Below are 21,006 nucleotides of genomic sequence, written 5' to 3'. Positions count from 1 at the left end.
TGAAGTAGGTGAGCCAGTTGAGAGAAGCAACGATTGAAAACAAGAACGGCATGCGCTTGTCTGCCATTTCATACGGGTGTGCCATGACCGAGTTGACGGCACCAGACCGTGACGGGAACATGGACTCTGTCATTTTGAAATATGGCAGTCCCGAGCAATACCTCGAGAACCCGGTCTATCTCGGTTCTGTCGTCGGACGGATTGCTGGACGGATCCGCAATGCGGAGATTGATGGCGTGGCCTTGACCCCAAGCGAGGCCCCGCATCATATCCACGGCGGAGACGACGGCATCACATCCCGACATTGGGACATGGACGTCGAGGGGCAGGCGATTTACTTTACGTATGTAAGCCCAGATGGGGAAGAAGGCTATCCCGGCAACGTCACGTTCAAGGTCGTCTATGAGTTGACGGACGACAACGAGCTCGTCGTCACGATGACGGCCCAGACGGACAAACGGACGTGGGTCAACTTGAACCATCACAATTATTTCAATCTCGGCGGGCGACCGACGATTCATGATCACGTGCTGACGCTACCGGCCGATCACGTCGCGAAGCTCGATGACGAGTCGCTGCCGACGGGTGAGTTACTCGAAGTGGAGGCGACACCGTTCGACTTCCGTGACGGGAAACCGGTCGGTAAGGCGATTACGTCGCAGGACGAGGCGATTACAAAGGCTGGGGGGCTTGATCATCCATTCATCTTGAATGACAGGGTGACCCGGCTACATGATCCAGTGAGCGGTCGCGTCATGGACGTCGAGACGAACCAGCCGGTCATGGTCGTCTATACGGCGAATTTCCTCAGTGAAGAGACGCCGGTCACGCTCGACGGGCGGCAGAAGCATAGTGCGATCTGTTTAGAAGCACAGGCGTTCCCGGACGCACCGAATCATCCAGACATCGCCACATCGATCGAACTGAAACCAGAGGAATTGTATCACTCGAGGACGGTTTATCGGTTTGGGGTGGAATAGTGCAGAAAAACTCATCAAAAAATCTTTTGATGAGTTTTTCTGCACTAGTTCAATAAAATAGTTTCTTTATTCAATACGAGCAGGCGAAATTTAGTGGCATCGTGATAAATACTAAGAGTGTAGCCTAAAAAATAGAAAGTTATTATTAACTTAACAATTTTATTGATTTTGAATTTGAGAAAAGAAGGATTGAGGAACTCAAGCATCTTTATTTATCGGTCACATGTTACAATTTACATAATAATCTAAATTTATGAAAGTTAAGTGGTGTTACACAGTCTAGAAAGTCCTTCAAACAAAATAATAATCTTCTTGAGAGTGAGGTTTGGGAAATTGGACCAAGACATTCATCGTGAGGCTATCCAATATGAAAGACTAACCCAAGAAATTTATACCGCGATATTAAAAAAAGAAGGTATCAATAACATTACAGTGGAACATAATATTTCTTTAGAAGGACGATCAGGTGTTCAGCACCAAATTGACGTTCTATGGCGCTTTAAGCAAGCTGGAATAGAGCATGCTGTATTAATTGAATGCAAAAACTATGCAAGCAATCTAACGCTCGAAAAAACAAGAAATTTTTTCGGTGTACTTCATGATATCGGAAATGTTCGAGGCATTATTGTCACTAAAACGGGATATCAAAGTGGAGCTGCTAAATTTGCAAAATTTTATGGGATACAGCTCAAGATTTTAAGAAAGCCAATTCTAGAGGATTGGAGCGGACGAATTAAAAATATTCGTACTCATTTGGAAGTGAGTACGTTATCTAGTAACGATGATAAAAAACTCTCTATTAAAGTTTTTTTGAATGCAGGAAACAAAGATGAAACAAAACGTTTAAACAAATTGATTGAAAGCGGAGAATTAAAAATTTCTCTATCGTCGGAATCTTATTTTTTAAATAAAGATAATGAAATAGTCGGCGAAAAGATTGGGCATTGGGTACTAAACCAGTTAAAAATTTTAGATAAGGAAGAAGGCGGTCCTTATGTAGAAACAATTAGTCTTAAAGATAAATATATTTTAATAAAAGAAAATGAGGTAGATGAGGTATTGGTAGGCGTTGATAAACTAGAAGTAACTTATTATGTTGAAAAGTTTAGTAGTGAAACTATAAGTTATGGAGAGCGAATCGTTGATGCAATCCTTCGTGATTTTGATACTGAAGACGTTGAGCACGTAAAGAGGAACAATGAAAAACATTAAAGAATCGGCACTATTTTCCATTAAAAACATCAACTTATTTATTTTCATTAATCGATAATTGGATATATTTTAACTGTAAAGACAATCAGTCAGCACCTTTGTTGATTATGACGTCTCCTATCTTAATGAAAGCATAACAGTGGTACTTGAATTACGTAGAATTATCGAAACACCATAACCTCAATCGAACTGAAATCTGAGAAGTTGTATCACTCGCGGACGGTGTATTGGTTTGGGGTGGAATAAAAACATAGACCATCGAACTTGTTTAGCACAAGTTTGATGGTCTTTTGCGTTACGCTTTGACGATATACAAATCAGTCAACACATCGGTCACCGTCTCACTGAACGAGCGGAACGACGAGTCGTCGATGAGTGATGTCATTGCCTCTTTCACGACAGCTGCGTTCGTCCAATCGGACACATCAGTTGTCTCGGTATAAATGCGAGTGAACTTTTTACCTTCTTGTTTCCCCGACTTCCAAAACGAGATATTCTTCGCTTCGAGTGCTTCTAGAAGCGGGAGACGTTCTGCATAATCAATCGGGCCGACTTCCACGTAAAGTTTGAGACGTTTGCTGCCTTTCCGTTCAAACCAGATGATCACTCCATAGTTGAGCCAATAGCGATTCAACCGATCCATCTGTTCTAAGTATGGTAACCAGTCGTCCATAACGAAGTTAGGCACCCGAGTATGTGCAGAGTAGGTCGTAATCGCCTGCTCGTTCACAAATTCGAGGAACGCTTGGTGAACGATGTTGCCGCCGGTTTTAAAGATATAGTCGATGGTTTGTCGCTTCCGGTTATAGATGAGCAGGAGATGTCGTTTCGTCTCCGCGTCAAATGTCTCAAGCGTTTTGACCGCTTGCCGTAGCTCGATTTGTTTATGCTTTGACGGATTAGCATTCGCGTAAAGTAAATGAATCGCGGAGGCATAGTCTTGATACAGCTCGAGCGCCGTGTTCATCGTGTCCTCGTCATCGACGAGGCGTTCTTCGAGTAGCGCGATATAATACGTTAGAAAATCGTAAATGTTGTCGGCAATCGTCGCGCGGTTCAACTTGAGTTCTTGCGTGATCATCAGGCGGACATCCTCATAATCGAGGAACCAGTAATCGTCGTGGGAAGGGGCATCACTCGAAAGTGTCAAATAGACCGGCAAGATGTTCCGATTCGAAAATGTCTTGTGGACGTGGTCAAAATAATGACTGAGTTGGCCGGCCGACTCGCTCGAATGAAATTTGTTTTCGATGAGCAACATCAAATTCAGCGATGGAATATCGATCAATAAGTCGATAGCACCATTCCCCGTCCACCACTCGCGATGGACCGTGACGTCGGAGAGGGGGGCGTGAAGGAATGGGAGATAGTCGATGCCGACAATCTTTTCTTCATTTTCTGGTTTCGTGATTAAGTTCATCAACACTTTTCGTAAAAAGAAGCTACCAAGCCGATGGTTTTCGTTCGGATCGAACAGCCAAGCGAGGACGTTCGAGTGACGTATCTCGTACTGGTCGACGCGAAGTACTTTGAGCGGATTAAATTGATGAAACTGTTGATGGAGACGATTGAATTCGGCCGAGTTTTCTAGTTGTAAGATGGTGTCGAGTGAGTAGTGCATATAGGCCTCCTAAGAAGTGTTGTTATAGGTAGTACATCATAAAACGTGAGTCGAGGTAGTCACAAAATCAACAAGGGTTCAGTTTTTTAGCAAAAAAGTTCGAAAATTGAAATTCATCTCCCCCATTAACAAAAAAGTACCTGCATCCAACCTGTATAATCCTTATACTAACAAAGGAATAGTTAATTTGGTTTTATATTCCAACTAGTGAAAACAGGAGCGGGAGTGGAGAACATAATGTTGAATCGCAAATTCCGAGAGGATTCCATTGAAACGTATAAACAAGCAGAACGAGCTTATGAAACAGCCAAGACCGATGTCGTGAAAGCGTCAGAGGAATTATTTGGTGAGCGGAAACGGTTAAAATCCATCATTGGTTTTAACTGGGACGCTATCAATCAACTCAAGAACAAAACAAACGAAATGGAAATTGAAGTCGAAAAAATTGAACTTGAGTACAGACGTTTCGATACATTTTTGCTGGAGGTACAAACCGAGATTGCAGCTACTCAAAAGATGGTGTCTACAGCAGAGGCGATTGCTATGAGCGCTGCTACAATTAGCATGACACCGACCACGGCTGCGGCAATCGCCACAACGTTCCGGACTGTATCGACTGGAGCAGCGATCAGCGGCAGCTTGGCCGCCAACGCCTCGATGGCTTGGTTAGGCGGAAGTGCGCTTGCAACAGGTGGTGGACTGGCCGTCGGGAGTGGATTGATGGGCTTGGCGGGACCGGTTGGATGGAGTATCTTGATTGCTGCCGGTGTTTTTCAAAATGGAAAGAACAAAAAAATTGGACGTGAGGCATTAGAGAAAGCGACAGCCTTGAAAAAAGAACGCGTTTCGCTAAAAGGGAATGAAAGAGAGATTAGTGAACTGAGTAAGTTAACGGTTCAGAGCCGCTTGGGGTTAAATCGCTTATTGAATGAAATTGAACCAAAGCTTGATGCTTACGGTTGGGATATGCGTCGAATTGATCAAGACCAAGATTTACTAGAGCGGATTGGGGTTTTGATTAATACGTTGGGAAGTGCAGCCAAACTATTGAACAAGAAAGTAGGTGGTGCGGTATGAGTCAAGCGTTTACAGAATCCTTGCATGAGAATTTTGATATCGACTTGAATCAAGCACCACAACTTGAAGACTCGCATCTTCAGATCCTTATGAAACAGTATAAAGAGATTGCGTTTACGAAAGTCATTCAAGAATTCGGACTTGGCCCCTTCTTGAACGACTACCAAAAGGGCGGTAATGTCACAACACTACATAATGCAAAAGAAGGGGTCTTTGCCGACGATGAAGTAGAAGCACGATTTTCTCGTGGCTACTCAAAAAAAGTACGAGAAAAAATGTACGAAAAAGATTTTTCGAAGATGCGAAAGCAAGAATTTAAACAAAATGACTCAATCAGTGATGCATATACCGGCCAGACGTTGAAGAAAGACGGACAAGCTCATCGCGACCATGTGGTGTCGGCTTCTGAGATTCATAATAACGATGAGGCTCGTTTGTATATGACCGATGAAGCACGAGGTAAGATGGCAGTCGATGAGCAGAACTTGGCATGGACGAACGGAAGTCTCAATCAGTCAAAAGGGGACAAGGACTTTAAAGTGTGGCTCGATTCACCGAACCCGAAAGACCCGACTCAGACGAACCGAGACCGCTATGGCGTGGATGAACAGGCGGCGATGGAGAAATACATCGAGGCCAAGAAGCACGTCAAAAAGTCTGTCACGAAAGCGAAACACACATATTATGCAAAGAATCTGGCGAAAACCGGAGCGAGCCAAGGACTGCGGGTCGGTACAAAACAAGCGATTGGGCTGTTTCTCTATGAGTTGCAACACATCTTGTTCAAGGAGCTAAAGGGATTCTTCAAGTCGTTTAAACAGTTCACGAATTGGGACGCGCGGATTGAAGCGTTCAAACAATGTTTAGAGCGTGTCTATGTTCATATGATGCAACAGATGAAGCGGTTTGCCACAGCGTTCAAAGACGGCTTCATCGGTGGGTTTATGGGGAATCTGTTGACGGTGTTCATCAACACGTTCATGACGACGTCGAAGAATTTGGCGCGTCTGATCAATGACGGTGTGACCGGGTTATGGAGTGCGTTCAAGTTGTTGTGCCAACCACCCGAAGGCATGACGTCGCAGACGGCCATCAAAGAAGCGACAAAGCTCGTCGTCGCAGCGGTGGCAACGACCGTCGGCGTATTATTGACAGAGTCATTCGTGACGTATCTACAAACAACACCGTTCGCAATGTTTGCCCAATTGATTGGTGGATTGATTGGCGGCATCCTGACCGGTATCGTCGTGGCCACGTTGATGTATGCAATTGATGAATTGGTCGCTTCGCTCCATAAATTGAATGAGTTGATGGATACGTTCAAAGAAGGGTTATATACGAATGCGGAGCAGGTGCGCGCCACATATGAGGCTGCGATCGCGATGATGCATGTAGAGTATCAGGCGGTGCTTCAAACCATCTTCCGACAATATGAGGAGTACCGACGGCTTTCGGCAATCGCCTTTGATGAAACGGAGCGAGTGAACGTGCGTCTCGATGCGAGTGCCGAGTTGGCAGATTTACTCGAAGTGCCGACGGATGATGTCATGCGGAATGCGGACGATGTCCGAAACTTCTTACGTAGCTGACCGGTGTATAACTAAAAAAGTGTCTCTCGTTTCATTTCGAAACAGGAGACACTTTTTTTAGTTTGTATGCAATGAAGAAGACATCGCCTCTTCAAAACGAGCCGTAATCTGTTGCGGCCGCGTGATGGCCCCGCCGACGACGACGGCGTGTGTGCCGAGGTCCATGCAGCGTTTCGCCATCTCGGGCGTTAAGATGTTGCCTTCGGCGACGACCGGTTGTGTGACGTGGTCGAGCACGTCTTTCAAGAACTTGAAGTCGTCGTGGAAGAGGAGCGAGCCGTTCGTCTCGGCCGTATAGCCGTGCAGCGTCGTCGAAATGTAGTCGAAACCGAGTCGATCCGCTTCGATACAGTCCTCAAGCGTCGCACAGTCGGCCATCAACAGTTGATTCGGATAAATCGAACGGATGGCGTGAACGAACTCTTGGAGCGTCATGTTGCCGGGACGCAGACGATGCGTCGCATCGAGGGCGATGACGTCGACGCCGACCTCGATTAATTCTTCGACTTCTTTCATCGTCGCCGTGATGAACACGTCGCTGTCCGCATAGTCGCGTTTGACAATCCCAATGATCGGCACGTTCGCTTGCTGTTTGATTTCACGGATGTCTTTCGCCGAGTTGGCTCGGATGCCTTTGGCGCCGCCTTGAACGGCCGCGATGGCCATCCGTCCCATGATGTAGTCACTATGGAGCGGTTCATCTTCGAGTGCTTGGCAGGAGACGATTAATCCGTTTGGTAAATCGGTCATCATTAATCACTTCTTTCTTTTAATCGGTCGAGCGCTTTGAGTGTTTTTAGATAATGCGCTTTTAAGTCTTCACTCGTTTCCATCAACGTCTTCGTCACCGCGTCCGCCGTGAACAGGAGCGGGAGTTGCGTGTTGATTAAGAACGCCTCGCCCGACGCACCGGCCGTCAACAGTCGATGGTCGACGAGCTCGGCGAGCGGAGAGTGCTGATAGCCGACGAAGGCGATGGTCGTGCAGCCCGATTCTTTCGCGAGCTGAACGGCTTGGACGACCTCACGGCTCTCGCCGCTGTTCGAGAAGGCGATAATCAAATCGTCTTTCGTCGCGATTGAGGCGTCCATGACCATGCTGTGGCTATCAAACGCCGTCGTGGCGAGCAGTCCCATGCGTCGCAAGCGATACTCCATCTCTTGAGCGACGAGCCCGGCGTTACCGAGTCCGTATAAGTGGACCGAGCGGCAACGTCGGATATGGTCGCAGATGGCGAGGAGTTCCTCTTGGTCAATCAAGTGGGCGGTCGTCTGAATCAATTCGATATACGACCGCTGCATCGGTTCGAGGGACGTTGCCGTCTGGGGCAAGTTCGTTTCCGTCAATGTCTTTTGCATCATGAGCTTCAGTGCCGAATAGCTCCCGACCCCAATCGTTTTACAGAACCGGGTCACGGTCCCTGGTGACGTCTGGATGGCTTGCGCCAACTCGGTGATCGTCAACTCGATGGCGTCGTTCATATTCGTCATGAGGTAATCGGCAATCTTTTTCTCACTGTCCGTCATCTCTGGATAGACGTCTTTCATTTGTTCCCACACGGCTGTTCCCTCCAACACAATTCGTTATTCGCCCCGGCCTAACGCCTCTTGGACTTCATTCTTAATAATTGTAACAGAAGGACCGTAAATTACTTGAATCCCATTTCCTTTTTGTACGACCCCGTGGGCGCCCGTCGCCTTCAACAAATCCTCACGGACGTGTTGGTGGTCGTTGACGGTGACGCGGAGGCGTGTCGCACAGCAGTCGACCGTATCGATGTTGGCATCGCCACCGAGTGCTGCGATGATGGCCGTCGTGCGGTCCGATGCGTCGACGTCGGCTGCTTTTACAGCTGTCTCGTCTGAACGTCCCGGCGTCATGAAGTTGAACTTCGTGATGAGGAAGCGGAACGTCACGTAATAGAGCAAGAACCAGAAGGCACCGATGACCGGCACGAGCATCCAGTTCGTCTTGTCATTTCCCTGTAAAACCCCGAATAAGATAAAGTCGATGAACCCACCCGAGAACGTTTGACCAATCGTGATCTCGAAGATGTGGGCCATCATGAAGGCGAGCCCGTCAAAGATGGCGTGGACCAAGTAGAGAACCGGTGCCACGAACAAGAAGGCGAACTCGAGTGGCTCGGTGATTCCCGTCAGGAACGACGTGAGCGCCGCCGAGAACAAGAGACCGAAGACAACTTTCTTCTGTTCCGGTTTCGCGCAATGATACATGGCGAGCGCGGCACCGAGCAGACCGAACATCATCGTGATGAAACGACCTGACATGAAGCGGGCCGTACCTTCATAGAACTGCGTCGTGCTCGGATCGGCGAGCTGGGCGAAGAAGATTTTCTGCGTCCCTTCAATCAACGTCCCGTCGATGACCATTGAGCCCCCGAGGCCGGTCGTCCAAAACGGGATGTAGAAGATGTGGTGCAACCCGAACGGTCCGAGCATCCGGAGCACGAAGCCGTAGATGAACGTCCCGATATAGCCTGTCTTATCGACGAGTCCGCCGAGCGAGAAGATTCCGCTTTGAACCGTCGGCCAGATGAAGTAAAGCCCGATTCCGACACCGATGGCGACGAACGACGTGATGATCGGCACGAAGCGCGATCCGCTGAAGAAGCCAAGGAACTGCGGGAGCACTTGCTTGTTGTAGCGGTTATGCAAGAGCGCCGTCACAATCCCGATTAAAATCCCACCGAAGACGCCGGTCTCGAGCGTTTGAATCCCGAGTGCCATCCCTTGGCCGGCACTGGCGAGATCTGTCTCCATCAACTCACCTGTGATTTGAAGCATGGCGTTGATGGTGGCGTTCATGATCAGATAACCGAGCATGGCGGCGAGTCCGGCCGTCCCTTTATCCGACTTGGCGAGCCCGACCGCGACCCCGATCGCGAAGAGGACAGCCAAGTTGGCGAAGACGATTGACCCGGCAGCGGCCATGATGGTAAACAAATGCTGAAGCCAGGTGATGTCGAGGAATGGATACGCCTGGACCGTGTTCGGGTTCGAGAGCGCACCTCCAATCCCGAGTAATAGTCCCGCTGCCGGTAAGACTGCGATGGGCAACATAAATGATTTCCCGAATTGTTGTGCCCGTTCGAATAGACGTGACATGAGATAAATCCTCCTTAAAATTATTTTCACCTGAATCATAATATGAAAAATATTTTTATGCAAGCGTTTACGGTGAAAATCTTTTTAACAAAAAATCGAACCAGTCAACGGGACCGGTTCGATTCGCGTGCTTATGTGGTTTTGACGGTAGGCGTCACTTTTTCGCCGTTCGTCGTGATGACTTGCTTGTACCAATCAAAGCTCTTCTTCTTCGAACGGGTGAGGGACCCATTACCTTCATTGTCCTTGTCGACGTAGATGAAGCCGTACCGTTTCTTCATCTCGCCGGTCGAGGCGCTGACCAAGTCGATCGGGCCCCAGCTCGTATAGCCGAGAATCTCGACGCCGTCCTTGATGGCCTCATGCATCTGTTCGATATGTTTCGCCATATAGTCGATACGATAGTCGTCTTCGACGTAGCCGTTCGCGTCTGGCGCGTCGACGGCACCGAGTCCATTCTCGACGACGAACAACGGCTTCTGGTAGCGGTCGTACAGCTGGTTCGCCGTGATACGGAAGCCGGTCGGGTCGATCGTCCAGCCCCACTCCGACTTCTCGAGGAACGGGTTCTCGAGCGAGCTGAAGATGTTACCTTCGGTCGATGCGTTGATCTCTGGGTCCGTGCTCGTCGTCCGGCTCGCATAGTAGCTGAAGCCGATATAGTCGACTGTGTGCTGTTTCAACAACTCGAGGTCGCCGTCTTCCATTTGGAGCGTGATGCCGTTTTCGTCGAGGAAACGTTTGGCATAGCCTGGGTACTCGCCGCGCGACTGCACATCGATGAAGAAGAACGATTCACGGTCCTTGTCCATCGCGTCCAAGACGTCGTCCGGGTTGCACGAGTAGGCGTACGTCTGACCGGCCGCGAGCATGCAGCCGACTTGCATGTCAGGATTGATGGCGTGCGCCGCCTTGACCGCTTTCGCGCTCGCGACGAGCTGATGATGCGCCGCCTGATATTTCACTTGTTGCTTGTCCTCACCGTCCTCGAAGACGAGACCGGCGCCGATGAACGGCAAGTGCAACAGCATATTGATTTCATTGAACGTCATCCAATATTTCACTTTACCGTTATAGCGGGTGAACAGCGTCGTCGCGTACGTCTCGAAGAAGTCGACGACACGACGGTCGCGCCAACTACCGTAGTTTTGGATGAGGCTGACCGGAACGTCGAAGTGGGCGATCGTGACGACCGGTTCGATCCCATGCTTCAACAGTTCGTCGAAGACGTCGTCATAAAACTGTAGCCCGGCCTCGTTCGGCTCGGCGTCGTCGCCGTTCGGGAAGATGCGGGCCCATGAGATCGACAGGCGGAGTGCCTTGAAGCCCATCTCGGCGAACAGCGCGATATCTTCTTTATAACGGTGATAGAAGTCGATCGCTTCGTGTGACGGATAAAACTCGCCTGGCACCGGCTCGAGTGACGGTAAGTCGCCGAACATGACGTCGAACCGCTTCTTGCCAGTCGGCAACAAGTCGACCGTCGTCAAGCCTTTGCCACCTTCTAAGTACGCACCTTCAGCTTGGTTCGCGGCGATGGCGCCGCCCCATAAAAATCCGTTTGGAAAACTCATTAAATCCATCCTTTCTCAGATAGGGGAGGGACGGGCCCTCCCACATTTATTCGTTGATGACAAACAAGGCTTCGCCTGAGCGAACGTTTGTGGCGCGGCTCGGTGAAATCACTTTCCGGTTCGTGACGATGACCGGTGTCGTGAGGGCACGGCCAGAGCGTTTGATCGCGTCGAGGTCGAACTCGATCAACAGCTGTCCTTTCTCGACAAATTCGCCTTGCGTGACGTGTGCTTTAAAGTGTTTGCCTTCGAGTTGAACCGTGTCCATACCGATATGGATGAGCACCTCAGCGCCCGTCTCGGTCGTGATGCCAATGGCGTGATGCGTTGGGAAGAGGGCGGACACCGTCCCAGATACCGGGGCGACGAGCTTGCCTTCCGTCGGTTCGATGGCGACGCCTTGGCCGAGCGAGCCGGATGAGAAGGCGACGTCCGAGATGTCTTTCAAGTTGACGACGTTGCCGGCAAGTGGACTGAGGATTTGCTCTTGGCCGACTTTTGTCGCTGATACTTCTTGTGAGACCGGTGTGACTTCTGGTTGTGGTGTTGCGGCGACCGCTTTATTGACGCCACCGAAGAGATACGTCAAGACGAAACCGACGACGAAGGCGGCGGCCGTTCCGATGAGTGATCCGTAGAAGCCGGTCGTGATGCCTTCCGGTGAGATGTTCGACGGGTAACCAAAGACGCCGAGTCCACCGATGATATACACTTGTGTACCCATAATGCCCATGATCCCACCACCGATACAGCTCATGATGAACGGTTTTTTGAGTGGGAGCGTGACCCCATAAATGGCTGGCTCAGTGACACCGAAAATGCCTGAGATGAAGGCCGGAATCGAGAGCGTTTTGATTTTTTGATTTTTGATTCGGAGGAAGACTGCGAGTACGGCACCGATTTGCGCGAATGAGGCCGCGAAGACGAGTGCGAGTACAGGGTCAGCCCCGAGTGACGTTAAGTTGTTGATGGCGACCGGGACGAGTCCCCAGTGTAGGCCGAAGATGACGAATACTTGCCAGAGACCACCGAGGAAGATCCCGGCGATGAGCGGGCTCAAGTTGTAGACGGCGACCGTAGCGCTACCGAGCAACATACCAGCCCATGTCGCGATTGGTCCGATTAAGATGAACGTGAGCGGAACGATGATGAGCAATGTAAGTAACGGGACGATGAACATTTTGACGACGTCTGGAATGACCGTCTTCAAGAAGTTCTCAAGCTTCGCTGCGAAGAACGCCGCGATGATGATCGGGATGACCGATGTCGAATACGTCATCAAGATGACCGGCACACCGAGGAACGTGATATGGATCGGTGACTCGAACATGGTGCCGGCGAAAACGGTGTAAAGCGGGTCACCGGCCGTGAGCGTCGACAGCGTCGGATAGACGAGCGCCGCCCCGATGGCCATCCCGATGAACGGACTGCCGCCGAACTTCTTAATGGCTGTATAGCCGAGGAAGATTGGGAAGAAGTAGAACAACGAGTCGCCGATGGCGTTCAATAGCTGATACGTGCCCGATGTGGCGTCGAGCCAACCGAGGGCGACGAAGAGGGCGTTGAACCCTTTAATCATCCCGGTCGCGGCCAAGACGCCGAGGACAGGGGTGAAGATGCTAGAGATGATATCGATGAACCGGCTGAACAATGATCCTTTCGGGCCTTCCTCTTCTTCAATCGGTGACTGGTTCTGGAAACCGCCGACTTCGACGACGGCTTTATAGACGTCCGGGACGTGGTTGCCGATGACGACCTGGTATTGACCGCCACTCTTCATGACGGTGACGACACCATCCATGTTTTTGAGGGCTTCCGTGTTGGCCTTACTCTCGTCTTTTAATTTGAAGCGCAAACGGGTGATACAGTGGACGACGCTGTTGACGTTCTCTTTGCCGCCGACTTGCTGGATAATGTCGCGTGCGAGCTGTTCATATTTCATGTCCATACCTTCCTTTTCCATTGGATTTTACGTTCGCGTCAAATAAAAAACCTGACCCGTGTCAGATGAGATACGTGAAATCACGTCTACCATCTGACTCGAGTCAGGTTATGCCCACTAAAGGTAACATTCCTGCGCAGGAGACCGTTCAGTTGTTATTTGATACTTGAAATGTAGCACGTGCCAAAACGAAATGTCAACGCTTACATTTAGGAATTTTCAGATTTCTTTATTTAGACAAAAATGGACTCACCATGAGGTGAGTCCATTGGATTGGATTATACGGCGTAGTCTCCGTTGTATTGGACGAGTGAGACGTCGCGGACTTCTTCAATATCGTTCAGTCGGTTCATGAAAGCTGTATTGTCGATTTTCAAGCGTAACTCCGCCGTCAATTCGACGACATCTTTCCGAACGATTTTTGATTTGAGCGTGTAATCGAGTTGCTGCAGTTCACGTCGTACTTCATCGTTCCCATCTTCATAGTAATGGATTACGAGAAGATAAAGCGTATCGGTATGCTTTTTCCGGGACAACATGAAGATGACAGCTCCGACGACAACCGCGCCGAACAACGTCAAAAAGTAGAGTCCCGCGCCACTCGAGATGCCGGCCGCGATTGCCCAAAACATAAAGACGACGTCGAACGGGTCTTTGATGGCTGTCCGGAAACGGACGATACTGAGTGCACCGACCATCCCGAGTGATAAGACGACGTTCGTCGAAATGGTCATAATGACGAGGCACGTAATCATCGTCATGACGAGCAACGTGGCATTGAAACTCGGACTGTACAGGACACCTCGGTATGTCATTTTATAGATGAAGTAGATGAAGCCGCCGGCAATAAAAGCAGTCAACAACCCTAACATCACATCGATAATTGATAAATTTCCGAAGGTAAATTCGTTTAAGAAGCTATTTTTAATGACATCGTTAAAGTTTATTGTTGTATCCATTGATTCCACTCTTTCATAATCCATGATAACGAATGCTGGCCATCCGACAGTGAACATACTTCGAAATGGCAGATCGTTGGTGTGACTCTAACTGCAATAATTGGCGTACATACTCCGGTAAAAATTCATCGTACTTCACTTCCAAAATCGTCTTTGGATAGTCGAGTACTTCTTCCGATACAGGGTGTTTCTCGAACAAATCGACACTGTTCGTGACGAAGCTGAGCTCTTTATCAAACGTGACCCGGACATTGCCGAGGGTCCCGACGTATGCCTCACGGACATAGTCAACGATGACACGGGGACGCATTTGGGAGCTCGTCAGATAGTAGTAAAACTCTTGGTATAGCTGCCCTGTTTTCTTCAACAAGAAGTCATAGTCCCAGTCTAAGATTTGTTCATACTCTTCACGCGTAATCGAGACAGAGGATTTTAAAATGTATTCACCTTGCCGACTTTTTTTCTCGAGCTTGATGACGTCTTCTGAGTAGTTGTACGTTCGGATCCGAAACTTTTTACGGCGGAAGATTCCACTGTTTTTTTGAATCAAATCGTGATCATACACGTTGTCGAAATAAAGACTGCGAATCAAGTAGCCGTCTCGACTGACGGAGTGCCGGTCTTGGGTCAGGACGAGACTGATTTTGTCGCGAAGGGTAGCGTAATCTTTTTCATTAATAAAGTACTTGAGTTCATGCCGGAATCGCTTCATGGTTTTGCTCCTGGTATGACAATTTGTTGGACTCCCCAATGCATCGTACGGTCGTTATCACGGTAATAGTCAAATGGGATTTGTGTATTTCCTTCCGCGTCTGTGACCGTGACACGCCAATAGTAACGACCGGGGTCAAGGCTTGGAATCGACTGAGAAAACGTCGTCATGTTTTGCTTTTCGGTGACGAGCGTTGAAAAATCAGGAGATTTACTCAATTCAAAGTGATATCGTAACTCATCGTTTTGGATGTCGTATGAAGCATCCCATCGGAAGACATCTTGCTTCCCTTCACGAGCGTAGTTAAGGAAAATCGGCATTGGATTTTCGAGAGATCGAATAAAATCTTTATGATATTTCGAAGTGATATTTTCGAGTGTACGATAACTCGTCGCATAATCTTTTGCTTCGACGCTTAAAAAGCGAATATCTGGTTCACTCGTGACGAGTGGGGCGACAACCGGATAGAATCCATCAATCAATCGTTTCGTATTGTCCGCATTAATGACGCGCGTCAATTCCTCCATTTTTGTCTTCAGTGCCTCGACGTGATCCGGGTCTTTTAAATAACGGCGATGGAGGACAGTTCCCCAGTAACGTTGGACACCTTGTTGCCAACTTGGCATGACGTCCGTCCGTTCAGTATCTCGCCCGAGTGCTTTGTCGAAGTCCCAAGGCATGAAATACCATTTTTCCGAGTTGAGCGGACTATATAAATAATAGTTCGTCGACATCGTGTCATAGTTTCCAAACAAAATATTCGTCCCAAGCCATGTTAAGTAATTGTCCTCATCGAAATAGGTGTCGAATACTTCGTCGAACGGTTTGGATAAATCATTCAAATCATCGAGCATGGTCAACAACTCTTCATGATTATCCGAACCATTAATTTTGAGCACCGACTCAAATGTTTTTTTGTCATAAGTCGGATCGTCTTTCGCTTTTAAGGCATCCGGGTAGCGATGAAACTCAAAATTTTCTGCTTTGTATAAATGACCATCTGGGTTCAATCCGCGCGCAGAGAGCGCCTCCTCATTCAGTTGTTCGACATGCGTATAGAGGCCGTAACTGACAAATTCGTCAGCCTGGCTCGGATCCGTCATATCGCGGACATGCAATTGAACGAAGTTGGTACGTAAACTTGAGATATCATCGAGTTGTTCGTAATAGGCGAAGGCCAAACGATTGCGAACCCGTGTCCGGTCGTCCGCATGTTTATTTAAATTCAGTACACTTTGGCCGTACCACAGCCCGGCGCTGTCTTGGAGTCGGATTTTATACGACTTTTGTGGTTCTAAACGGCTCGATCGCCCCCGTAGTTCGATGGTGGCATTGACGGTCGCGTCATCAAATAAGTTGAGGGAATCAGGACCCTCAGCATCGCCTGACTCAAAATGGACGAACAGCTTCGGACCGCTCTCGAGGTTGCTATACTGTTTATACGATTCATTTAAATCATACAGAGTGATGTCATTTTCCGGTACCGTCTTTTGGTCGAACACAGTGACGTATACGTGCTCAAGCCGGTTACCATCATGGCTGGCATACACCCGTTTGTCTTCAGCGAACGACGTTTCGGACGATTTTGCCTCGGGCGATGTGACAGTCGATGAGGCTGATGTCGACGTCGATGTCGATGGAGACTTTAGAATGGCTTGAAGGCCAAGCAAAACAAAAAATAAGCAGATGATACTGACTGTCGTTTTCGGATAAGGCAACCGTTTCATTAATTAACTCCTTCTTTCATGACAAGCTGCCGATTCGTCGCAAGAATCGTTCGGTTTTCGTCGTGATTTCTTGGTAGACAATCGGCTGTGAACAGAACGTGGTATAGTCGATGTCATTTAAGCTCCGGATGAGCAGACGAGCTCCCCATAGAAACCCGAGGACGGAGGAGAGGAACATGCCGACTCCGTACATATCGAAACCGAGTACAAACAACAGGGTAATCGTGAAGCTCGCCACCGCATAAAACCCAGTCAAACTGATGGCAGCGCGACGTTCGTCAAAATAAAGCAAAATCAAGAAGAACGTGATGATCAAACTGAGGAACCAACTACCGAGTACCACGATAATGTAAATATCGATTTGGTTTTGCGTCATCCCTAGGAAGGGAAGCAGACGCACACCTAAAAATAAGAAGATGAACGTGATTAACATTTGAACTTGAGCCATGAACAAGAGCTCGGAACCAAGTGTTCGATACATCTCTTGTTTTGCGTTCTGAATATCTTTGTACGGGTATCCGTTTAAAATCCGACCGTAATATTTTTTATACGTCGTATAAAAAGTCGTCTCGAGCGTGACCATAAACAACACGAGAGAAGGCAAGACGCTCAAATAGGCGTAGAACACCGGGGTGTCATAATAAGGCGCCATTAAGAAGGTCTCCCCGACAACGATGGCCCGGTCTCCAAACCAAGTAGCCAAATTATGTCCGTATAAGCCGAAATAATAGGCAACACCAATTAAAAACAGGAGCGGGTACTTCTCGAGATAAACGAGAAAATAAAAATAATTACGATCGTTCACTTGAAAGTAATTGTGGATGTCTCGGAATAACCGAATCAAGATGATAAAAAATCCGATGTTTAGTCCGATGAAGACCGAGGTCGGTGTCGCTGAATCGAGTGGTCCCGTCAACAGCCAAATGAAAAATGCCGCGACAATCGTTCCGAGTAAATAGCTCTTGACGATTTTTTTGTAGTCTTTCAGAGCGGACACATACATCGATAAAATCCAAATGACAGAGAGCTGGGTGAAGTATAAATACGTCACGAGCTTATAGCTGAAAGGTAGCGGAGACCCGGCGTAGAAGACGACTGTTATCACAAACCCGATTAAGACGACGAGACTGATGAGTCCGTATAAAGACGACAAGACGTGCTCTTCTTTCTCTAAAAACGTCTGATCGGCTACGAACCGAGAAATCGTGAACAAAAAGCCACCGGTCAGCAATTGAGAGAAGATAAATGTGTATTGGACCGCTGCCATATAGATGTTAATCTCTGTTGCGGCGACGTCCAAAAAGAGAAGCCATTCGCGTGATGCTGTGATTAACAGTATGGATAAAAACATAGGACCGACCGCAGTAATCGAGGAATATCCATAGGCGCGGAGTTGTCCGAAAAAGCTAGATTGGTCATACAGACGCTTCAGTTGAAATCCGATTCCGGCCATGACGTTCTCCTTTCTCGTAATAAGATTTATAACGGTCAATCATCATGTGGAGCGTGTAACGGTTGAGGACGCGTTCCCGCCCATTTTGTCCATATGTCATTCTCGATTCCGGGCGCTCGATTAATTTTATGATCTCTAACGCCAGTAGGTGAAAATGCATGACAGGGACAGTTGCGCCGGCTGGACCGTAGTGATCTTCTGGTCCTTCTAATAGTTCACGGCACCCTCCGACGTCGGTCGAGACAAAGGGAATCTCCATCGCAAGCGCCTCTAAAATTACCAAAGGTTGTCCTTCGCTAATGCTTGAGAGGACAAGAATGTCCATGAACGTCAAGTAGTCCGTGACGTTGACAGGTCCAGTAAAATGTACGTTCTGTAAATCAAGTGTGTCGATTAAGTCGAGGCACTCGTCGTAGTAATCTTCATCTTCGTCCAAGGGACCGATGATATAAAAATTGGAGTCAGGGAACGTCTCCTGAACAAGCGCGAACGCCTGTAACATCGTCTTGATGTCTTTGATTGGGACAACACGTACGATGGCCCCGATATGAATCCCAGGTCGTGTCGCCCGGAGTTCGGGCGAAAATCGAGCGACATCGATACCGTTCGGAATGAGAAACGTCTTGTTTGGGGGGCAACCGAGCTCCAATTGGATTTCACGATTCCCTTCGAACAAAGTACTGACGTCGTCGGCGTATTGATAGGCGCAGTTGGATAAACTGTAGAAGTAATCAATCCATACATCCTTGAAGTAGCCTTTGATCCATGAGGACTTAATGATCTCTTCTTCACGTTCACGTGTATAAATCCCATGTTCTGTGATAAGCAATGGTTTTCCGTACTGATACTTCGCAAGTGCCCCTAAGACGCCGGCGTATCCCGTCGACACGCTATGATAGACGTCGGCAACGGGCACTTTTTGATCGATGCAGACGAAGAGCGGAAGTAACATCGAACGTAGCGCCCAAAACATGTCCGTGAACGGAACTTGCATGAAACGTTTTTCACACAGGATGGTGACGATGTCATAAAAATCTTTGCTTCCTAAAAAGTTCATAACCGAGTCGATTCGGCCACTCGTAAAGAAGTTGAATAGGACATCCCAATCGGTCTGACGGTTAGACATAAGGGAGAGGAAGGCCAACCGTTCGGCTTCAGTCAATTTGTAACGTTTTCCGGTCACGATGGCTTGATCCAAGTAATCCCCGAGATGAATTTCTCGCAATTCAATCAAATTCGGAGGGAGCGTATATTTGGGCTTCGCGCCTTTTAACTCTTTAGCGGAAATCGAATAAACGATGAAGTCATGTTCAGGCATTTGCGTAATGATGGATTGAATCCAGCTCGAGACACCCCCTGTGACGTGAGGATAGGCCCCTTCTGAAATCAGACAAATTTTCATATCGTTTCCTCCAATTGAATCGTGAACGATAACGATTCCGACTTCACGAGGTATAAACCTGGACCGATTGATTCAAGCTGACAATCGGTGTAGTCCGCTACCGGGATGGGTGTCGTGAAATAAAAGAATGTTTCATCCGATCCTTCGTCAAGCGTGAACGTGTAGGTATTATCTGTTTTTTTCGTATAAATCGAGCCGTTAAAGAAGTGATGGTTGTCTGCTACGTCTGACGCTTTTGTGGAGCGGAGCCATGGTACTTCTCGTTGTTGCATCTCATGACTGTCTTTAAAAGAAGCCAGAAATTGTTCGCCACCTTCTTCTGACGTGACGGCTTGAGGCATGATTTGTGTGGAGATGAGTCCGCTCGAGACGAGCTCATTAAACGTATACCACTTCGTCAAGTCTGTGTTGGTGAAGTCGCTTGGAGCAGAAGGGAGTCGCAATTGGTCCTCTTGCATGGTAGGGAATTGGGTACCGCCAAGGGCTACAGTCACATCTGAAAAGGATTTGTTGAGCCGCGTCTCGTCGAGCGGTGAAGTAGCGAGAACGGTTTTGACGGTGAGACCTGGCAACGCATATTGGAGTTGTTGACTATTGGCCTTATACCAACCTTCTTGCTGCTTTTCAGGGGCTGATATAATGGCGACCTCACCACCCGACCGTAACGTCTCTCGTCCATAGAGTGCCAAATCTTCGGAGTAAGCAGACGTCTCTAGTTGGGGATTCAAAGACGGGCTTGCCGTAGCCATCACGTAGTTCAAGTCATACTTAGCTTCCACCCGCTGGAGTTCTGCCCAAAAGATATTTCGATAATAGTCTCGATCTGTCATCGAGGATGAGATGTTTCTTTCGTCCGAGCTATGAAACGGGAAGCCATGTAACGCTGTGATTTTCGTATTCAAAATAGGGCGTAGCATTGGGTCTGTGTGTGACAGACCAACAAAGAACAAGGCATGTTCTAAAGGATCCTCCATCATCGTTCCGTTGAAGAAAATGAAACGTCCGGCTTGATAGTCGGTTTGCCAAAGCAGCGGGACATCTTGGCTCGAACGTGCGAGTAATGTCGCGCTCGGATCAAGACGAACGGATAGGGACGAATTAATCAGTTCTTCGGTCTCGAATGTTTGATAATCAGAGGCACCGAAAAACGGATTCGTTAATTGAATTCCGGTCGTCTCGACAAAGTTACCCACCTCAATCAAACCGACGTGACGGTATATCTCCATGAAACGGGGACTTGGAGAAGGTCTCGTCGCAAAAAAGACAGTTCCCCCTTTGCCTACATAATTTAAGAGAATGTCTCGGTCACGTAACAAGTCGAGCCGCTCTGTCGCGATGATGACGGTTGTGGCTTCTGGTAGACTTGTTAGCTTTTCAATCGAGGACACGGTCACACGTTTACCGATACCTTCAAGCCGTGTTTGTAGAGATGAACTAAGGCGTGTTTCTTTTTGACTGTTGATAATCAAAAACGAATCGATTGTCCCGTCTTTATTAGGGTCAATCGATTGGGTGCGAATTGCACTAACGGATGACTCGTTAAACAAAGGTAGCTTCAGCACATAGTCTGATCGAATCAAAACAAATAGAACACCTAATACGGCGATAAATACTCCGATAATATATAATCCTT

At 48.2% G+C, this 21,006-nt stretch carries 16 protein-coding genes; 4 read left to right on the top strand and 12 right to left on the bottom strand.

Annotated features, from left to right (window positions below; translation table 11 throughout):
• Window positions 1-8 precede the first annotated feature (8 nt).
• Together KNP72_RS03995 and KNP72_RS03990 are read left to right on the top strand one after the other, a co-directional pair.
• Window positions 9-980 carry an aldose epimerase family protein gene (locus KNP72_RS03995; RefSeq protein ID WP_353048439.1) on the top strand — a complete coding sequence of 324 codons (972 nt, stop codon included), beginning with the start codon at window positions 9-11 and terminating at the stop codon, window positions 978-980.
• Window positions 981-1,313: 333 nt separating this feature from the next.
• Window positions 1,314-2,192, top strand: a complete 879-nt coding sequence (locus tag KNP72_RS03990; protein WP_214832243.1) for a restriction endonuclease — start codon at window positions 1,314-1,316, stop codon at window positions 2,190-2,192.
• A 295-nt stretch (window positions 2,193-2,487) separates the two neighbouring features.
• Here the strand turns inward: KNP72_RS03990 and KNP72_RS03985 are convergent, their stop codons facing one another.
• A complete protein-coding gene (locus KNP72_RS03985) occupies window positions 2,488-3,813 on the bottom strand; it encodes a PDDEXK-like family protein (protein WP_214832241.1) in 1,326 nt (441 codons plus the stop codon).
• Window positions 3,814-4,020: 207 nt separating this feature from the next.
• Here KNP72_RS03985 and KNP72_RS03980 point away from each other — a divergent pair, with 207 nt between their 5' ends.
• The gene (locus KNP72_RS03980; protein ID WP_214832240.1) at window positions 4,021-4,890 is read left to right on the top strand and encodes a hypothetical protein; all 870 of its coding nucleotides are present in this window, start codon (window positions 4,021-4,023) and stop codon (window positions 4,888-4,890) included.
• A complete protein-coding gene (locus tag KNP72_RS03975) occupies window positions 4,887-6,479 on the top strand; it encodes a hypothetical protein (protein ID WP_214832239.1) in 1,593 nt (530 codons plus the stop codon). Before KNP72_RS03980 ends, KNP72_RS03975 begins: the two co-directional genes overlap by 4 nt.
• 57 nt (window positions 6,480-6,536) lie before the next feature.
• Here KNP72_RS03975 and KNP72_RS03970 read toward each other — a convergent pair whose 3' ends face one another.
• The 11 genes from KNP72_RS03970 to KNP72_RS03920 form a co-directional block, all read right to left on the bottom strand.
• Window positions 6,537-7,229, bottom strand: coding sequence for an N-acetylmannosamine-6-phosphate 2-epimerase (locus KNP72_RS03970; RefSeq protein ID WP_214832238.1), 693 nt, complete (start codon window positions 7,227-7,229; stop codon window positions 6,537-6,539).
• A 2-nt stretch (window positions 7,230-7,231) separates the two neighbouring features.
• On the bottom strand, window positions 7,232-8,038 hold the full coding sequence (locus KNP72_RS03965) for a MurR/RpiR family transcriptional regulator (protein ID WP_138858883.1): 807 nt from the start codon (window positions 8,036-8,038) through the stop codon (window positions 7,232-7,234).
• Between the two features lie 24 nt (window positions 8,039-8,062).
• The gene (locus tag KNP72_RS03960) at window positions 8,063-9,604 is read right to left on the bottom strand and encodes a maltose/glucose-specific PTS transporter subunit IIC (protein ID WP_214832237.1); all 1,542 of its coding nucleotides are present in this window, start codon (window positions 9,602-9,604) and stop codon (window positions 8,063-8,065) included.
• 131 nt (window positions 9,605-9,735) lie between these two features.
• Window positions 9,736-11,187 carry a 6-phospho-beta-glucosidase gene (locus KNP72_RS03955; protein WP_214832236.1) on the bottom strand — a complete coding sequence of 484 codons (1,452 nt, stop codon included), beginning with the start codon at window positions 11,185-11,187 and terminating at the stop codon, window positions 9,736-9,738.
• Between the two features lie 37 nt (window positions 11,188-11,224).
• A complete protein-coding gene (locus KNP72_RS03950) occupies window positions 11,225-13,120 on the bottom strand; it encodes a beta-glucoside-specific PTS transporter subunit IIABC (RefSeq protein WP_214832235.1) in 1,896 nt (631 codons plus the stop codon).
• A gap of 278 nt (window positions 13,121-13,398) precedes the next feature.
• Window positions 13,399-14,079 carry a DUF4956 domain-containing protein gene (locus tag KNP72_RS03945; protein ID WP_021066325.1) on the bottom strand — a complete coding sequence of 227 codons (681 nt, stop codon included), beginning with the start codon at window positions 14,077-14,079 and terminating at the stop codon, window positions 13,399-13,401.
• A gap of 13 nt (window positions 14,080-14,092) precedes the next feature.
• A complete protein-coding gene (locus KNP72_RS03940) occupies window positions 14,093-14,791 on the bottom strand; it encodes a polyphosphate polymerase domain-containing protein (RefSeq protein WP_214832233.1) in 699 nt (232 codons plus the stop codon).
• Complete coding sequence (locus KNP72_RS03935) at window positions 14,788-16,518, bottom strand: CotH kinase family protein (protein ID WP_214832231.1); 1,731 nt, start codon at window positions 16,516-16,518, stop codon at window positions 14,788-14,790. Before KNP72_RS03935 ends, KNP72_RS03940 begins: the two co-directional genes overlap by 4 nt.
• A 16-nt stretch (window positions 16,519-16,534) precedes the next feature.
• Window positions 16,535-17,971: an exopolysaccharide Pel transporter PelG gene (pelG, locus tag KNP72_RS03930; protein ID WP_214832229.1), complete on the bottom strand. Its 1,437-nt coding sequence runs from the start codon at window positions 17,969-17,971 to the stop codon at window positions 16,535-16,537.
• Entirely contained in the window at window positions 17,934-19,373 is a 1,440-nt protein-coding gene (gene pelF / locus KNP72_RS03925; RefSeq protein ID WP_214803823.1) for a GT4 family glycosyltransferase PelF, read from the bottom strand. Before pelF ends, pelG begins: the two co-directional genes overlap by 38 nt.
• Window positions 19,370-20,935 carry a DUF2194 domain-containing protein gene (locus KNP72_RS03920; protein ID WP_214832227.1) on the bottom strand — a complete coding sequence of 522 codons (1,566 nt, stop codon included), beginning with the start codon at window positions 20,933-20,935 and terminating at the stop codon, window positions 19,370-19,372. The genes pelF and KNP72_RS03920 overlap by 4 nt, the downstream gene beginning before the upstream one ends.
• Window positions 20,936-21,006: the final 71 nt, after the last annotated feature.

The organism is Exiguobacterium sp. s152, from assembly GCF_018618335.1.
GTDB classification, from domain to species: Bacteria; Bacillota; Bacilli; order Exiguobacteriales; family Exiguobacteriaceae; genus Exiguobacterium; species Exiguobacterium chiriqhucha.
This window is presented reverse-complemented; position numbering and strand designations above follow the sequence as displayed.

What these genes read in the sequence shown, in the direction of transcription:
- KNP72_RS03985 (WP_214832241.1), bottom strand. Translation starts at nt 3,813, where the DNA reads ATGCACTACTCACTCGACACCATCTTACAACTAGAAAACTCGGCCGAA.
- KNP72_RS03975 (WP_214832239.1), top strand. Translation starts at nt 4,887, where the DNA reads ATGAGTCAAGCGTTTACAGAATCCTTGCATGAGAATTTTGATATCGAC.
- KNP72_RS03970 (WP_214832238.1), bottom strand. Translation starts at nt 7,229, where the DNA reads ATGACCGATTTACCAAACGGATTAATCGTCTCCTGCCAAGCACTCGAA.
- KNP72_RS03960 (WP_214832237.1), bottom strand. Translation starts at nt 9,604, where the DNA reads ATGTCACGTCTATTCGAACGGGCACAACAATTCGGGAAATCATTTATG.
- KNP72_RS03955 (WP_214832236.1), bottom strand. Translation starts at nt 11,187, where the DNA reads ATGGATTTAATGAGTTTTCCAAACGGATTTTTATGGGGCGGCGCCATC.
- KNP72_RS03950 (WP_214832235.1), bottom strand. Translation starts at nt 13,120, where the DNA reads ATGAAATATGAACAGCTCGCACGCGACATTATCCAGCAAGTCGGCGGC.
- KNP72_RS03945 (WP_021066325.1), bottom strand. Translation starts at nt 14,079, where the DNA reads ATGGATACAACAATAAACTTTAACGATGTCATTAAAAATAGCTTCTTA.
- KNP72_RS03940 (WP_214832233.1), bottom strand. Translation starts at nt 14,791, where the DNA reads ATGAAGCGATTCCGGCATGAACTCAAGTACTTTATTAATGAAAAAGAT.
- KNP72_RS03935 (WP_214832231.1), bottom strand. Translation starts at nt 16,518, where the DNA reads ATGAAACGGTTGCCTTATCCGAAAACGACAGTCAGTATCATCTGCTTA.
- pelG (WP_214832229.1), bottom strand. Translation starts at nt 17,971, where the DNA reads ATGGCCGGAATCGGATTTCAACTGAAGCGTCTGTATGACCAATCTAGC.
- pelF (WP_214803823.1), bottom strand. Translation starts at nt 19,373, where the DNA reads ATGAAAATTTGTCTGATTTCAGAAGGGGCCTATCCTCACGTCACAGGG.